This window comes from Enterobacter cloacae complex sp. IR5428, from assembly GCF_049238585.1.
Taxonomy (GTDB): Bacteria; Pseudomonadota; Gammaproteobacteria; order Enterobacterales; family Enterobacteriaceae; genus Enterobacter; species Enterobacter intestinihominis.
This window is the reverse complement of the sequence record NZ_JBMKHV010000012.1, coordinates 45,555-60,965: the sequence shown is the minus strand read 5'-3', so window position 1 is coordinate 60,965 and position 15,411 is coordinate 45,555. Positions and strand designations below refer to the sequence as shown.

The 15,411-nt window shown below is 57.2% G+C and carries 17 protein-coding genes; 7 read left to right on the top strand and 10 right to left on the bottom strand.

The window, feature by feature from the left end:
* Positions 1–125: 125 nt before the first annotated feature.
* A complete protein-coding gene (gene mtr / locus ACOTXC_RS17350; protein WP_038416787.1) occupies positions 126–1,370 on the top strand; it encodes a tryptophan permease in 1,245 nt (414 codons plus the stop codon).
* A gap of 84 nt (positions 1,371–1,454) precedes the next feature.
* On the opposite strand, the gene ACOTXC_RS17345 is transcribed toward mtr, so the two are convergent.
* The 3 genes from ACOTXC_RS17345 to ubiU form a co-directional block, all read right to left on the bottom strand.
* Positions 1,455–2,462, bottom strand: coding sequence for a luciferase-like monooxygenase (locus tag ACOTXC_RS17345; RefSeq protein ID WP_022649512.1), 1,008 nt, complete (start codon positions 2,460–2,462; stop codon positions 1,455–1,457).
* A 77-nt stretch (positions 2,463–2,539) separates the two neighbouring features.
* Entirely contained in the window at positions 2,540–3,418 is an 879-nt protein-coding gene (locus tag ACOTXC_RS17340; protein ID WP_317579328.1) for a U32 family peptidase, read from the bottom strand.
* Between the two features lie 7 nt (positions 3,419–3,425).
* Positions 3,426–4,421, bottom strand: a complete 996-nt coding sequence (gene ubiU / locus ACOTXC_RS17335) for a ubiquinone anaerobic biosynthesis protein UbiU (RefSeq protein ID WP_022649510.1) — start codon at positions 4,419–4,421, stop codon at positions 3,426–3,428.
* Positions 4,422–4,642: 221 nt separating this feature from the next.
* On the opposite strand from ubiU, the gene ubiT reads away from it, so the two are divergent.
* Together ubiT and ACOTXC_RS17325 are read left to right on the top strand one after the other, a co-directional pair.
* Positions 4,643–5,167 carry a ubiquinone anaerobic biosynthesis accessory factor UbiT gene (gene ubiT, locus ACOTXC_RS17330; protein WP_023307057.1) on the top strand — a complete coding sequence of 175 codons (525 nt, stop codon included), beginning with the start codon at positions 4,643–4,645 and terminating at the stop codon, positions 5,165–5,167.
* The gene (locus ACOTXC_RS17325; protein WP_022649509.1) at positions 5,161–5,664 is read left to right on the top strand and encodes a GNAT family N-acetyltransferase; all 504 of its coding nucleotides are present in this window, start codon (positions 5,161–5,163) and stop codon (positions 5,662–5,664) included. The genes ubiT and ACOTXC_RS17325 overlap by 7 nt, the downstream gene beginning before the upstream one ends.
* Here the strand turns inward: ACOTXC_RS17325 and ACOTXC_RS17320 are convergent.
* The gene (locus tag ACOTXC_RS17320; protein WP_003861768.1) at positions 5,651–5,980 is read right to left on the bottom strand and encodes a GIY-YIG nuclease family protein; all 330 of its coding nucleotides are present in this window, start codon (positions 5,978–5,980) and stop codon (positions 5,651–5,653) included. The two genes, ACOTXC_RS17325 and ACOTXC_RS17320, sit on opposite strands and share 14 nt — an antisense overlap.
* Before the next feature lie 14 nt (positions 5,981–5,994).
* Here ACOTXC_RS17320 and ACOTXC_RS17315 point away from each other — a divergent pair, with 14 nt between their 5' ends.
* Positions 5,995–6,429, top strand: a complete 435-nt coding sequence (locus ACOTXC_RS17315) for a YhbP family protein (protein WP_022649508.1) — start codon at positions 5,995–5,997, stop codon at positions 6,427–6,429.
* On the opposite strand, the gene ACOTXC_RS17310 is transcribed toward ACOTXC_RS17315, so the two are convergent.
* Positions 6,409–6,927: a type 1 glutamine amidotransferase domain-containing protein gene (locus ACOTXC_RS17310; protein ID WP_015571965.1), complete on the bottom strand. Its 519-nt coding sequence runs from the start codon at positions 6,925–6,927 to the stop codon at positions 6,409–6,411. The genes ACOTXC_RS17315 and ACOTXC_RS17310 overlap by 21 nt on opposite strands.
* A 128-nt stretch (positions 6,928–7,055) precedes the next feature.
* Here ACOTXC_RS17310 and ACOTXC_RS17305 point away from each other — a divergent pair, with 128 nt between their 5' ends.
* Entirely contained in the window at positions 7,056–7,700 is a 645-nt protein-coding gene (locus ACOTXC_RS17305; protein ID WP_022649507.1) for an NAD(P)H-binding protein, read from the top strand.
* Between the two features lie 40 nt (positions 7,701–7,740).
* Positions 7,741–8,778: a permease gene (locus tag ACOTXC_RS17300; protein WP_421767862.1), complete on the top strand. Its 1,038-nt coding sequence runs from the start codon at positions 7,741–7,743 to the stop codon at positions 8,776–8,778.
* 50 nt (positions 8,779–8,828) lie between these two features.
* Here ACOTXC_RS17300 and dolP read toward each other — a convergent pair whose 3' ends face one another.
* The 4 genes from dolP to ACOTXC_RS17280 are packed head-to-tail and all read right to left on the bottom strand — an operon-like array spanning position 8,829 to position 12,517.
* Positions 8,829–9,404, bottom strand: coding sequence for a division/outer membrane stress-associated lipid-binding lipoprotein (gene dolP / locus ACOTXC_RS17295; RefSeq protein WP_022649505.1), 576 nt, complete (start codon positions 9,402–9,404; stop codon positions 8,829–8,831).
* 9 nt (positions 9,405–9,413) lie between these two features.
* The gene (gene diaA / locus ACOTXC_RS17290) at positions 9,414–10,004 is read right to left on the bottom strand and encodes a DnaA initiator-associating protein DiaA (protein ID WP_003861754.1); all 591 of its coding nucleotides are present in this window, start codon (positions 10,002–10,004) and stop codon (positions 9,414–9,416) included.
* A gap of 21 nt (positions 10,005–10,025) precedes the next feature.
* Entirely contained in the window at positions 10,026–10,421 is a 396-nt protein-coding gene (locus ACOTXC_RS17285) for a YraN family protein (RefSeq protein ID WP_022649504.1), read from the bottom strand.
* The gene (locus ACOTXC_RS17280; protein ID WP_421767861.1) at positions 10,379–12,517 is read right to left on the bottom strand and encodes a penicillin-binding protein activator; all 2,139 of its coding nucleotides are present in this window, start codon (positions 12,515–12,517) and stop codon (positions 10,379–10,381) included. The genes ACOTXC_RS17285 and ACOTXC_RS17280 overlap by 43 nt, the downstream gene beginning before the upstream one ends.
* Positions 12,518–12,578: 61 nt before the next feature.
* Here ACOTXC_RS17280 and rsmI point away from each other — a divergent pair, with 61 nt between their 5' ends.
* On the top strand, positions 12,579–13,442 hold the full coding sequence (rsmI, locus tag ACOTXC_RS17275) for a 16S rRNA (cytidine(1402)-2'-O)-methyltransferase (protein ID WP_271075421.1): 864 nt from the start codon (positions 12,579–12,581) through the stop codon (positions 13,440–13,442).
* Positions 13,443–13,509: 67 nt separating this feature from the next.
* On the opposite strand, the gene ACOTXC_RS17270 is transcribed toward rsmI, so the two are convergent.
* Positions 13,510–15,399, bottom strand: a complete 1,890-nt coding sequence (locus ACOTXC_RS17270) for an enterotoxin (protein WP_032626403.1) — start codon at positions 15,397–15,399, stop codon at positions 13,510–13,512.
* Positions 15,400–15,411 lie beyond the last annotated feature (12 nt).

Here is a 15,411-nt window from a genome sequence, read left to right as displayed (position 1 = left end):
GTAAAGTAAAATATACAGCCCCGATAGTTGTTATCGGGGCTTTTTTTATTCCTTTTGTACTCCTGTACTGGTACAGTGCAGCACATTAAAATGCACACCACATTTTTGACTGGAGATAAGGCCGCATGGCAACACTAACCACCACCCAAACGTCACCTTCGCTGCTTGGCGGCGTGGTGATCATCGGCGGAACCATTATTGGTGCCGGGATGTTCTCCCTGCCAGTGGTTATGTCCGGTGCGTGGTTCTTCTGGTCGCTGGCGGCGCTGGTTTTCACCTGGTTCTGCATGCTCCATTCCGGGCTGATGATCCTTGAAGCAAACCTGAACTACCGCATTGGCTCCAGCTTCGACACCATCACCCGAGATCTGCTGGGCAAAGGCTGGAACCTGGTGAACGGGTTGTCCATCGCGTTTGTACTCTATATCCTGACCTACGCGTACATTTCAGCGAGCGGGTCGATTCTGCATCACACCTTCTCCGAGATGTCGCTGAACGTTCCGGCGCGTCTGGCGGGTCTCTGCTTCGCGCTGGGCGTGGCGTTTATCGTCTGGATGAGCACCAAAGCGGTCAGCCGCATGACGGCGATCGTGTTGGGCGCCAAGGTCATCACCTTCTTCCTGACCTTCGGCAGCCTGCTGGGGCACGTCACGCCGGCCACGCTGTTTAACGTTGCGGAAGTGAACACCTCCTACACGCCATACCTGCTTATGACGTTGCCGTTCTGTCTGGCGTCGTTCGGCTACCACGGCAACGTACCGAGCCTGATGAAGTACTACGGCAAGGATCCGCGCACCATCGTGAAATGCCTGATTTACGGCACGCTGCTGGCGCTGGGGCTGTATGTGATCTGGCTGCTGGGGACGATGGGTAACATCCCGCGTCCGGAATTTATCGGCATTGCGCAGAAGGGCGGTAACATTGATGTGCTGGTACAGGCGCTGAGTGGCGTGCTGAACAGCCGCAGTCTGGATCTGCTTCTGGTGGTCTTCTCTAACTTTGCGGTGGCGAGCTCATTTCTCGGCGTGACGCTGGGCCTGTTTGACTACCTGGCAGATCTGTTTGGTTTTGATGACTCTGCGATGGGGCGCTTCAAAACGGCGCTGTTAACCTTCCTGCCGCCGATTGTGGGCGGCCTGCTGTGGCCGAACGGTTTCCTGTACGCCATCGGCTATGCAGGACTGGCGGCTACCATCTGGGCGGCGATTGTACCGGCGCTGCTGGCGCGTAAATCACGTAAGCGCTTCGGCAGCCCGAAATTCCGCGTCTGGGGCGGAAAACCGATGATTGCGCTGATCCTGGTATTTGGTCTCGGCAATGCGGTGGTGCACATGCTGTCGAGTTTTAATCTGTTGCCTGTGTATCAGTAAAAAGAAAGCCCGGTGGCGCTACGCTTACCGGGCCTACAGGGATCGCGTAGGCCGGATAAGGCGAAGCCGCCATCCGGCAAAAAACTACCCCACCAACTCCTCTTTCACCTGCATCGCCAGATCAAATGAATGCAAACGCGCCTGATGATCGAAAATCTGGCCGTTGACCATAATTTCATCCGCCTGCGTTTCTCGTAGCACTGCCTCCAGACCGTGACGCACCTTCGCCTTATCACCCACCAGCGACATGCTCAGGGCCTGCTGCACGCCATACTGCTCGGAGGCCGACCACAGCTGATGCATATTTTCTACCGGTGGTGGCAACTGGCCCGTCTCGCCGCGACGCAGCTTCACAAACGCCTGCTGCATGGAGGTAAACAGGAATTCCGCGTCGCGGTTGCTGTCGGCGGCAATGATATTGATGCACACCATCGCATACGGCTTCTCAAGACGCTCGGAAGGCTTGAAGTTTGTGCGGTAGAGATGCAGAGCCTGATGCAGCATATCCGGTGCGAAGTGGGAAGCGAACGCGAACGGCAGCCCCAGCTGTGCGGCAAGCTGTGCGCTGTACAGACTTGAGCCTAACAGCCACACCGGGATTTTCTCGCCGTAGCCCGGCACCGGGCGCACGTGCGGGTTAGGATCGCTCGCATCGAACCAGTCTACCAGCTCCGCTACATCACGCGGGAAGTTGTCGATATCGCCGCTCATATGGCGACGCAGGGCGCGCATGGTCGGCTGGTCGCTGCCCGGCGCGCGGCCAAGACCCAAATCAATGCGACCGGGGTAGAGTGTATTCAGGGTGCCAAACTGCTCGGCAATCACCAGCGGGGCATGGTTCGGCAGCATCACGCCACCGGAGCCAAGGTGCAAAGTAGTGGTATTCGCCGCCAGATAGCCAATCAGTACTGAGGTGGCGGCGCTGGCGATGCCCACCATATTATGGTGCTCCGCCAGCCAGTAGCGGTGATAGCCACGTTTTTCGGCAAGCTGAGCCAGATCCAGAGAGTGCGAAAAGGCTTCTCTTGCCGAGGAGCCTTGTGGAATCGGTGCCAGATCCAGCACCGAAAACGGAATGGTTTTGTCAGTCATAACAGCTCACTTTGTCGACGGTCAATCTTTAATACTGCATTAAAAAATGATAACCGTTGTTAACAAAGTGAGCTTTTTTACCCCTGCAATTCCAGCCCGGCGAGACGTTTCCAGTAACCGTTGCAGTCGCTGTTTGCCGTCAGCGGCAGCGGCGAGGCGCCGTTTTCGTTGGTGCGGAAGGCGTCCAGCATGGCGAACACGCCGGTATCGAGCGGCGAAAGACGCACCATATCCACCAGCCCATGCATTGACGCCAGCTCGTTGCCGAGGTTATAGACGTAACCGCTCATAGTCTGAATGCCGTTGAGGACAAACACCTGCTGATTCTCCTGCGACAGCATGCTGCGTCCGTTCGGGTACTTAATGCAGCAGGTCTCACACTCGTCTTTCGGGCGATCTTCGGAACGCGCGGTGAAGCAGCGGGCAGAGTAGGCCAGCGGCAGATGGCCGTAGCTCAGCACTTCGACTTCAAACTGATTGCGAATGCCCAGCTCGTCACACTGATTTAGCAGGTTGACCAGCCAGTCGCGGGAGAGCTCAACCGGCATGCACCAGCGTGTCATCCCCTGTTTGAGCAGCAGGCGCAAGGTCACCGCGTTATAGCAGTTCAGCGCATGTCCGGCGACAAACGGCAGCTTACGCTCGGCGCACATGTTCACCACGCCCAGGTCGCTCGCCTCCAGCAGGAACTCACCGTTTTCGACGTAGCGCTTCAGCTCGCCCAGTTCAGAGGACGCCTGCACCAGCGCCAGCGTCGAGAGCACCACCTGCTTGCCGCTGCCGGCCAGGCTTTTCGCCATATCCAGCCAGTCGCCCACTTTGGTGGCGCGGCGCTTGCTGCACACCGCTTCGCCGAGGTAAATCACATCGGCGCTGCTGTTAGCCGCCTGCTGGTAAAAACCTTCCAGCGTCTCTTTTGGCCAGTAGTAAAGCACCGGCCCTAATGAATATTTCATGATTATCTCACTGCCATTTACGGTGATACGCGCCGAGCGTGGTTTGCGTGCCTTCGGACATCGCACCGAGCGTCTCCATCCAGGCCGCCTGCGGGGCGTAGTTTTGCGGGTCCGCCATGCAGCGGTCGATGGCCTGACGCCACACCTTCGCCACCTGGCTCACGTAGGCCGGGCTACGCTGGCGGCCTTCGATTTTCACCGAGGCAATGTTGGCGGCCAGCAGTTCCGGCAGCAGCTCCAGCGTGTTGAGGCTGGTGGGCTCCTCCAGCGCGTGGTAGCGCTCGCCGTCCACCAGATAGCGGCCTTTGCACAGTGTCGGGTAGCCCGCGTTTTCACCGTCCTGATAGCGGTCGATTAACACGTTATTCAGGCGCGACTCCAGTCCCTGCGGCGTTTGCTGCCAGCGAACGAAGCGGGCAGGCGAGCAGGCGCCGACGGTATTTGGCGATTCCCCGGTGAGATAGGAAGAAAGATAGCAGCGGCCTTCGGCCATGATGCACAGGCTGCCGAAGGCAAAAACCTCCAGCGGCACTGGCGTGACGCGCGCCAGTTGCTTAACCTGATGAATAGAGAGCACGCGCGGCAGCACCACGCGAGCCACGTCAAAGTGTCGATGATAAAAACGCACGGCCTCTTCATTGGTGGCCGATGCCTGAACAGAGACGTGGCGCTCAATATGCGGATAACGTTCTGCCGCATACTCAAGCATAGCGAGGTCGGCCAGGATCAACGCATCGGCGCCCAGCTGGGCCGCCATATCCACGGCGCGCTGCCAGCGGGCGTAGCCATCAGGATGGGCAAAGGTATTGATGGCGATGTGCAGTTTGCGCCGGTGCTGGTGAACGAAGTTAACGGCTTCCTGAAGCTTTTTCTCCGTAAAGTTAAGACCCGCAAAATGGCGGGCATTGGTATCATCTTTCAGCCCGATATAGACCGCATCGGCCCCATTTTCGATGGCCGCCTTAAGCGCCGGAAGGTTTCCGGCAGGGCAGAGCAGCTCCATAATTTATCCCGATGTTGTCGATCGCAGGGATCGTAAAAAATGTTAACGAGCTGGGATTTTAATTAACCCATACGCGACAATTTTTGATTTAAGGCAGCTAATGGCGTATTGATGGCACCAATAATGAGGTATACCGGACAACGGTTTGTTGATTTACGCCGCTATCTTCTTGTCGGGATATGGCAAAATAGCAGGACTATAGCTATCAGGGAGTAAAGCTCGTGCTGGATAAACTGCGTTCACGTCTCGTACAATTTGGCCCATCAATGCTGAGCGTGCCGGTAAAACTGGCGCCGTTCGCGCTTAAACGCCAGGTGCTGGAACAGGTACTGAGCTGGCAGTTCCGCCAGGCGCTACAGGACGGTGAGCTTGAGTTTCTGGAAGGCCGCTGGTTAAAGATTGAAGTACGCGATATCGGGTTGCGCTGGTTTACTTCCGTAGAGAACGATCGGCTTATCGTCCGTGAAACCGCCGAGGCGGATGTCAGCTTTAGCGCGGATGCCAGCGATCTGCTGATGATCGCCGCGCGCAAACAGGATCCGGACACCCTTTTCTTCCAGCGTCGTCTGGTGATTGAAGGCGACACGGAGCTCGGTCTGTACGTCAAAAATTTAATGGATGCCATTGAGCTGGAGCAGATGCCGAACGCACTGCGTATGATGTTGATGCAAATGGCAGATTTCGTTGAGGCCGGGCTAAAAACCCCGCCGGACAGTAAACACACTTCAGTAGGTGAACCATGCTGATTCGAGTCGAAATTGGGATTGATGCGCCGGGTATCGATGCGTTGTTACGCCGCTCTTTTGCAGGCGACGCCGAAGCTCAACTGGTTCACGATCTTCGCGAAGATGGCCTGATTACGCTGGGCCTGGTTGCCACCGACGATGAAGGGCAGGTAGTCGGCTACGTGGCGTTCAGCCCGGTGATTGTGCAGGGTGAAGAGTTGCAGTGGGTCGGCATGGCGCCGCTGGCGGTGGATGAAAACTACCGTGGACAGGGCCTGGCACGCCAGCTGGTCTATGAAGGGCTGGATTCCCTGAATGAATTCGGCTATGCCGCTGTCGTCGTTCTGGGCGATCCGGCGTTCTACGAGCGTTTAGGCTTTGAGCCAGCGTCCAGATACGATCTGCGCTGCCACTGGCCAGGCACGGAAACATCTTTCCTGGTACATCCTCTGGCGGACGATTCGCTCGATGGGGTTACCGGTCTGGTGGAGTACCACGATCATTTCAATCGTTTTTAAGCAGGCTTTCGCGTAGCGCCTCGAAAGAGCCGTCCCCGTTGACGAGACGCTCTTTCTGGCGCTTCGTCAGCTGCTTGATGCGGTATTCCAGCCTGAGCGCCAGGGATCTGTCGCCCACGGCGGCTGAAAACGCCAGCTGAAGTTCACCTTTCCCCCGCAGTGCTTTCGCCCCTTTTCCCGTTTGATGTTGTAAAAAACGCCGTGCCACATCGGTAGTGATCCCGGTGTAGAGTGCGTTATCAGCGGTTCGGACAAGATAGAGAAACCAGCACACGGTAAACAGATTCAGTATGTTAAGGTGAACGCACCATAGCATGAGAGAGAGCGAAAATGGAAACACTGGCCGCCATTAACCGCTGGCTGGCAAAGCAGCATGTTGTGACCTGGTGCGTCTGTAAAGACGAGGAGATGTGGTGCGCAAATGCCTTTTATTACTACGATCCCGAGCGCGTGGCCTTTTACGTGATGAGCGAAGACAAAACGCGGCATGCGCAGATGACGGGCCAACAGGCAAAAGTGGCGGGCACGGTAAATGGTCAGCCTAAAACCGTTGCACTGATCCGCGGGGTCCAGTTCAAAGGCGAAATTCGTCGCCTGGAAGGTGAGGAAAGCGACGCCCAGCGTAAACGCTATACGCGCCGCTTCCCGGTGGCCGCAGCGCTAAAAGCCCCGGTGTGGGAAATCCGCCTCGATGAGCTGAAATTTACCGACAACACCCTGGGCTTTGGCAAGAAGCTGCACTGGTTACGCACCGAGCAGGCGTAGCGCTTCGCGGTTAAACGCTGGAAGATCGTCCGGCGTACGGCTGGTGATCAGCTGATCGTTATCGTTCACCACTTCCTGATCGTAGAACTCGGCACCGGCGTTTTTCAGATCGATAACGATCGGTTTCACCGCGGTGAGCTTACGCCCGCGTACCACCTCGGCGCTGATCAGCAGCTGCGGACCGTGGCAAATGGCAAACACCGGTTTACCGGTGCCGACGAAGTCACGGGTAAAGGTGACGAAACGCTCGTCCCCGCGCAGGGAATCCGGTGAATGGCCGCCCGGTAACAGCAGGGCGTCGAAATCCGACGGGCTGACGTTATCAATGGATTCGTCAATGGTCACGCTGGCTTCACCCTTGTGGCCCTTCACGGTTTTACCCGCTTCTTTTTCGATGGTGACCACCTCGTGGCCCGCCTTGCGGAATGCCTCTGCTGGCGACGTAAATTCTGAATCTTCAAACTCGTCGGTAATCAAGACTGCGATTTTTTTACCCATGCTTCCTCCGTTGTTTTCGCTTCAGACTGTTTTTTTCCCGTTTGTGGTAAATACTTACCGGTAACAGACTTTTAAGTGTGGTAGAGCAGGCCCAGATCGCAAACGGACAATTCTGTAAAGGGGACAAGATGAGTCAGGTACTGATTACCGGCGCAACCGGGCTGGTGGGTGGACATCTGCTGCGGCTGCTGATCCAGGATCGGCATATCAACTATATCGCCGCCCCGACGCGTCGCCCGCTGTTGGATATCACCGGCGTCTATAACCCGCACGATCCCCAGCTTACCGACGCGCTGGCGCAGGTGCAGGATCCCATTGATATCGCCTTTTGCTGCCTTGGCACCACCCGACGGGAAGCGGGCAGTAAGGAAGCCTTTGTCCATGCAGATTACACGCTGGTGGTAGATACCGCCCTGACGGCCAAAAAGCTGGGTGCAAAGCATTTCCTGGTGGTCAGCGCGCACGGCGCGAACGCAGGCTCGCCGTTTTTTTACAACCAGGTGAAGGGCAAAATGGAAGAGGCGTTAATCGCGCAGCAATGGGAGCGCCTGACCATCGTGCGGCCTTCCATGCTGATGGGCCACCGCGACGAACGGCGTTTTAACGAGTCTTTTTTCGCTCCGCTGTTTCGCATCCTGCCCGGTAACTGGAAGTCCATCGAGGCGCGGGATGTCGCGCAGGCGATGCTGAAAGAGGCACTGGCTCCGTCGCAAGAGGGGGTTAATATTATCCCTTCGGCAAAACTGCGTGAAATCGCGCAGGGCGAGGCGTAAACTTCCCCGGCTTATTAAATAACACCTTCCGGGGAATGGTATGACTGGTCAGTCTTCATCTCAGGCGGCAACACCTGTTCAGTGGTGGAAGCCCGCACTCTTCTTTCTCGTGGTCATCATTGGCCTCTGGTATGTGAAATGGCAGCCGTACTACGGTAAAGCCTTCACCGCCGCCGACACCCACAGCATCGGTAAATCGATTCTCGCGCAGGCCGATTCCAGCCCGCTTCGCGCGGCGTGGGATTACGCAATGGTCTATTTTCTTGCCGTCTGGAAAGCGGCGGTATTGGGCGTATTGCTGGGCTCGCTGATTCAGGTACTTATCCCGCGTAACTGGCTGATAAAAACCCTGGGACAACCGCGCTTGCAGGGCACGCTGCTGGGAACGATTTTCTCCCTGCCGGGCATGATGTGCTCCTGCTGCGCTGCACCGGTGGCGGCGGGTATGCGCCGACAGCGCGTGTCGATGGGCGGTGCGCTTGCCTTCTGGATGGGTAACCCCCTGCTGAACCCGGCAACGCTGGTGTTTATGGGCTTCGTTCTCGGCTGGCATTTCGCGTTTATCCGTCTGGCGGCTGGCCTGCTGACGGTGGTGCTTGTCGCTACGCTGGTGCAGCACCTGGTGAAAGACAACGAGGCCGGGCCTGCCTCCGTTGAGCTGGACCTCAGCGATCCGCAGGGCAGTTTCTTATCTCGCTGGGGCAAAGCGCTGTGGCAGCTTTTCTGGAGCACAATCCCGGTCTATATCCTGGCCGTACTGGTGCTGGGGGCGGCGCGCGTCTGGCTGTTCCCGCATGCGGATGACGCTATCGACAACACGCTGATGTGGGTGATTGCGATGGCGGTGGCCGGTTGCCTGTTTGTGATCCCAACCGCGGCGGAGATCCCGATTATTCAGACCATGATGATGGCTGGCATGGGTACCGCACCGGCGCTGGCGCTGCTCATCACGCTGCCGGCGGTGAGCCTGCCGTCGCTGATCATGCTGCGTAAGTCATTCCCGGCGAAAGCGCTGTGGCTGACGGCGGGGCTGGTGGCGTTGAGCGGAGTGATTGTGGGGAGTATGGCGCTGGTGTGAAAGAAAGCCCGGTGGCGCTGGCGCTTACCGGGCTTACAGTCAGGTGTGAATTACTTGATATAAGTAAAGGCGGTGGTGACGTGCTTCACGCCGCTCACCCGGCTGGCGATATCCGCCGCCGCTTTCCCTTCACGTTCTGTCACCAGGCCCAGCAGGAACACTTCGCCGTTCTCCGTGGTTACTTTCACGTTTGAGGATTTCACCTGGTCGGTACCCAGCAGCTGGGAACGCACTTTGGTGGTGATCCAGGTATCAGATGACGCGGTGCCGAGACCAATCGGCTGGCCCTGGCGGATCTCGTTAAACACTTCCGCCGTACCTTCTACGCCCATCGCGATCTGTTTGGCGCGCGAGGCGAGTTCAGGGGTTGGCGCCTGGCCTGCCAGCAGAACTTTACCCTGATAAGCCGTCACGTTAATGCGTGCTTCCTTCTTGATCTGTTCGTCTTTCGACAGCGCACTGTTTACGCGCAGCTCAAGCGTACCGTCATCCACCTGCGTCCCAACGGTACGCGGATCGGTCGCTGCTTTGGTGCCGACCGCTGCGGTACCGACTACAGCGGCAGCGATGCATCCCTGAAGCAGTAATGCAGACATCACGACTGCAAGGGCCGATAAAACCTTCATGAGAACTCCTTAATCATCCTGGTGAGGGAAAAGCGTGTTATCGATCAGATCGCATAAGCAGTTCACCGTGAGCATATGCATCTCCTGGATGCGGGCGCTACGGTGCGAAGGAATGCGGATCTCCACATCCTGCGGCCCCAGCAGGCCAGCCAGCTCACCGCCGTCGTAACCGGTCAGGGCGACAATCGTCATGTCCCGGGTTACTGCCGCTTCAACCGCCTTAACGATATCCCGGCTGTTACCGCGCGTGGAGATCGCCAGCAGCACGTCTCCGGCATGGCCTAAGGCGCGCACCTGCTTGGCGTAAATTTCGTCATGCAGACGATCGTTGGCAATCGCAGTTAAGACCACGTTATCGGTGTTTAGTGCAATGGCAGGTAAACTCGGTCGCTCGGTTTCGAAGCGATTGATCATGCTGGCAGCAAAATGCTGTGCGTTGGCGGCGGACGTGCCATTGCCACAACAGAGGATTTTGTTGCCGTTGAGCAGCGACTGAACCAGCGTCATCGCTGCACGCGAGATCGCGTCCGGAAGGGCTTCCGCTGCGGCAATCTGCGTTTGAATGCTTTCTGTGAAGCACACTTTTATTCGTTCGAGCACGGTATCCCTTTAAAATCTTATTTATGCGTCTTCGCCAAACGCGTTTTTAAGCCAGTCGATCGCATTTCCGGTGAAGGCTACCACATCGAAACGGCAATCCACAGTATCAAAACTCCCATTATGGCGGGCAAGCCACAAGTGGGCAGTCTGTAATAATTTTTGTTGTTTGGCGAGCGTCACGCTGGCGGCAGCACCGCCAAAACGGGACGACTGTCGGTAGCGTACTTCAACAAACACGATGGTTTGACCGTCTTTCATAATCAGGTCAATCTCGCCGCCGCGCCCGCGAACGTTGGCGGCGACAAAGCGCAGTCCTTTGCCTTCAAGCCAGCGGCGCGCTTTTAGCTCCCACGCGTCGCCGGTCTCTTTGCGGCTTAACTGGCCGGGACGATCTGCCCCTGCTGGTATTTGAGCCATGATAACTTCCTGTTAATCACACAATCCTGATCGGCGGTCAGATCGCCGGTATTCCCGTTAAGCTCAAAGCCCGGTACCTGGCGCATCTGGGTAAAGTGGTTTGCCAGCGCCCAGGCATCGACGCCCATCGCGTACAGACGCGCCAGGGAATAATCATTGCGCACCGCGCCCAGCGCCTGCTGCATCAACTGCGGGTTGCTGCCTGCCAGCATAGGGATCTCGCTGTATTGCAGTCCTTCCATTTCCAGACGGAAATCCGGGCCTGCGGTACCCTGTGCGCTGCGGGAGCTGGCGTAGAGCGTTGCGCCGCTCTGGCTGCCGTTACGCATGGCGATCATTGGTTTGATAAAGGCGATCTCTTCCGGCGTAGCGACGATGTACGCCGAATCCACTTTACCGCCGCCGCTGATTTGCGCGTCGGTAGGGGGGGCTGGGATCGTCAGACCGCCGATGGTGACGCTCTGCTGCTGCGGCAGGCTGGCGGATACCGGGCTACCGTTGAGGGCAATACCTGCCCCGCCGTTCACGCCCGCTCTCAGTTCGGAAGCTGAGCCAAATTTCTGCTGCAACACCACGCCACCGCCAAGGGTCTGCCACTCTTGCGCAAAGGCGTTGGCAACGCGGTCGCCCAGCGTGCTGCGTGGGATCAGCAGCAGCGGCGCCTGTTTGCCCTGCTCGTGGATATGACGGGCCGCATCGCGGGCTTCATCCTCCGGAGAGAGGGCGAAGTAACAGATATTGGCGCGGTTCTGAACCTGCTCTGGCTGGTTAAGCGCAAGCACGTTCAGCGTGGTGTTGCTCTTCATCAGCGCTTCCACGTTGTTTTTCAACAGCGGGCCGACAACGATGCTGGCCCCGTCCTGCTGAACCTGCGCCAGCACCTGGTCAAGCGGCTGGGCGGTGGTGTCGTAGATTTTCAACTCTGCACCAGGGTTAGCGCTGGTGGTGGCCACAGCCTGCGGCTGGGCTGCTGGCTGCTGTTCCGGCTGCGCGGTTTGCGGCTGAGGTTGTTCTGCCGTCGCGGGCGCCGGGGTTTCAGCCGGGGCCTGTGTTGCCGCAGGCGCTGAGGTAGCGGGTTGCGTCGTTGGGGCGGTAACCGGATTCTGCATGGTGCCCTGGGCAGGGGTTTGCGCGGTGGTCAGGTCGCTGGTTTCGGCGGCTGACGGACTGACGACGTCATTCACATTCGCCGCCTGTGCTGCCTGCGCCGGAACGGCGCTGCCGGTGACGGCGGTAGTGCCGTTTTTCGCGGCTTCAAAACCTTGCTGAATGGCGCGGCCAAACACCGCTGCCTGGCCGTTTAACGGCAGCAGCAGGGCGATTTTGCTGGTGGAGGCGGGCTTAAAGTTTTGCACGTTCACCAGCTGCGTTGGCAGCATTTTTGCTCCCGGGTTTTGCGGGTAGCGCTTTTGCCAGTCGGTAATGCCGGCTTTCAGCATGTTCGGATCGCTGCGGTTGTTGAACCACATCTGTTGCAGATCCAGCCAGCCTTGCAGGACATTTTCATCGGCGTTGATCACCAGCGCTCTGGCCTGATCCTGGGTCATGGAGGCGAGTGCCTGCCAGGTTGCGTCAATATTTTTCTGCTTGTCCGCACCCGCGAGCAGAGGCTCCTGGGCAATCAGCGCACGGAGAAGCGTCAGGGAGGGGCGACCCTGCTCAGCGGTGATACCGGCCTGCCAGAAACGGGCCTGCTGATTCTTATCCAGCGCGCTCAGTTCGATAGTGCCGAGGATCTTCTTCGCGCCGTCGAAATCTTTCTGCGCGACCTTCAGTTCTGCCGACAGCAGCGTCTGCTCATGGCGCTGATCGTCGTTAAGATCCTGCGGCAGCTGGCTGAACAGCTCGGCAGCCTGCTGGGTTTTTCCTTCCTTCAGCAGTGCACGAATGGCGAGTAATTGCCAGTTGATCCTGGTATCATTTGAACTCTGCGACATTTGTTGCAGATAAAAGCCAGAATCAGCCTGAGCGGATCCCTGCATATGAGCAGTGCTCTGGTCGGGTGCCTGGGTGCCGCAGCCGGTAAAGATCAGGGCTGCCAGCAGGAGGGGCACGCTGTGCGCGGCTTTTTTTCGAAGAAACGTTAACGGTACCATACTGTATCCAGTGATTTTTTTACGCAATGCTCAATATTAAATCGGCAATACGGACGAAACAATGAAACAACACGAAACGGCAGATAATTCTCAAGGCCAGCTTTATATTGTACCTACTCCTATCGGGAATTTGTCTGATATTACCCAACGTGCACTCACTGTATTGCAAGCTGTTGATTTAATTGCTGCTGAAGACACCCGTCATACCGGTTTACTGCTGCAGCACTTTGCCATTAACGCCCGTCTGTTTGCCCTGCACGATCACAATGAGCAACAAAAAGCCGAAACGCTGGTGGCGAAGCTGAAAGAAGGGCAGAACATCGCGCTGGTCTCCGATGCGGGTACGCCGCTTATCAACGATCCGGGCTACCATCTGGTGCGCACCTGCCGTGAAGCAGGGATCCGCGTTGTGCCGCTGCCGGGGCCGTGTGCTGCTATTGCCGCATTAAGTGCGGCGGGCCTGCCGTCCGATCGTTTCTGCTACGAAGGTTTCCTGCCTGCTAAATCCAAAGGCCGTCGCGACGTGTTAAAGGATCTGGAAGCAGAGCCGCGTACCCTGATTTTTTACGAATCAACCCACCGCCTGCTGGAAAGCCTGGACGATATGGTTACCGTCTGGGGCGAATCCCGCTACGTGGTGCTGGCGCGCGAGCTGACCAAAACCTGGGAAACGATCCACGGTGCGCCGGTTGGCGAACTGCTGGCGTGGGTGAAAGAGGATGAGAACCGCCGCAAGGGCGAAATGGTGCTGATTGTCGAAGGGCATAAAGCGCAGGAAGACGCCCTGCCTGCCGATGCGCTGCGTACGCTGGCCCTGCTACAGGTTGAACTCCCCCTGAAAAAAGCGGCGGCGCTGGCGGCGGAGATCCACGGCGTGAAGAAAAATGCGCTGTATAAATATGCGCTGGAGCAGCAGGGGGAGTAAGCCCCTGCCGCCTGTTTTGCCGGGTGACGGCTTCGCCTTACCCGGCCTACACCGTGTCAAAGCCTCACTATTTTCCCGGCATCGCCTCAAACACCAGCGTTTCCAGCGGTTGCAGCGTAATCACCACAGCGTTTTTATACTCCTCTGGTACGGTCGAATTACTGCCGTACACGGCTTTCAGGGTAAACTGCGAGCGCTCTCCTGCCGGGATCTCAAAATCTTTGGTTAAATCCAGGTAGTAACGTTGCGGCTTATCCGACGGGTTGCGTAAACCAAAAATCGCTTTGTCTTTACTCCATGAGGCCCAGCCGTAAACCTCAAGCGAAGTTGGGTCACCGCCAATCCAGTGCGTATCCACCAGCACGCTGGCATTCTCACGCGACCACTTCGCCGCCTGTGCCAGGGTGTCCCACTTCGCCTTGTTAAGCATGGACGGCGTGATGTACAGCTCCTGAAGTTGAGTTCCGGTCGCGAAGTAGCTCCAGACCTGATCGGCAAAATCACCGTCCGTTTGTACTTTCTCCAGTCCATAGTAAGCGTTCTCTGCACTGACGATCCCGTGGTACATCAGGGAGTTCAGCGGGAACAGCGGGCCTTTGCGTACGATGGAGCGATAAGTTTCGGCATCCCGGTAGGTCATCCACTGCTGCACTGGCGTGCCGGGACCGTACAGGTTGATATCATCGCCCTGACGCCAGATTGAATCAGCATAGAACAGCCAGGACGGGCTCGCGTCGGTCCCGGTGGTCAGGTTGATAAACAGGTTCGGGTTTGCGCTGCGCATGTTGTGCAGCAGGGCAATGGACGCGTCAAAATCCGATGCAAATGGGCTGCCCTTGATATGCGAATTGGCGTTACCCATTCCGTCGAGCTTAAACGAGGTAATGTGCTCGTTTTTGATCAGCTTAATGATCTGATCGTTAAAGTTTTTAAAGTAGTTCGGCCCCGACAGCGCCAGCTTGCCGTCTACGGTTTCGAAACCATACTCTTTTGCATGCGAGACGCGAATATCGCGCGGCTTGTTGTAACCGCCCCACGGTGAAAGCCACAGCCCAACCGAGCTATGCAGGCTATCGGCTTTTTCCCTGACTTTGCCAAAACCGTTGCTGAATGCCGGGCCAAACAGCCAGCGTCCGGTGCGATCGTCCCAGCCATCGTCCAGCAGGAACGCGTCCAGCGCCACCCCGCGTCCGGCAATAAATTCTTTATTCCATTCGTCCATCCGCCCAATGACATCCTGCTCGGAGTAAGGAGTAAAGAAGCCAATGTCCATCCAGCTGTTGTAGTGCAGATAAGGCTTATAAGGCCGCGGGCGCACGGCATCGATAAACTGGTTTACGCTGCGCCGCAGCTGATTAGTTTCCGGGAAAGTGCCGAACCAGGTGGTAAAACTGACCGGTGTCTCAGGCAGAATTGGCGTTTTCAGCTCCACGTTGAGGTTCGTGGTGGCTTCATAAGCGTAAGTATTCACAATCGGTTTGTCTGGCAGGATGAAGAACGAGTCGGCCACGATTGGCGAGCTGTTAATCGCCCCGTCAACGTAAGGTGCCTGAGACTGCTTCTTCGTCGGGAAGAAGGTCATTTTCGCTACGTCCCGCGGCTGCCCGACGGCGGCGATGGTGTAGCCGATGCTGGCGTATTTTCCCTTCACCAGGTTCAGTTTCACCGTTACGTTAAAATCCGGATGCGTAAAGTCGATGACTATCGCGTTGTCCTGCTTTTCGACGTGCTTGATTTTGAAATCAGCGGTGTGGATTTTTGTTTCATCCGGCAGCGTCAGAAAGAACAACTCCTGGGGCGTGAGTGGATGGTTAGCTTTGCTGTCCGTTACTACTACCGTTGCATTTGCATCATCAAACGAAAGGGCAATATTGTTGTTACTGAGCGCGTAGTTTGCTGCCGCCGCGCCATGAGAAACACAGAGAGCCAGCAGCGAGAGAGTGAGCCTTGTTTTCATCGGGGTAAGATC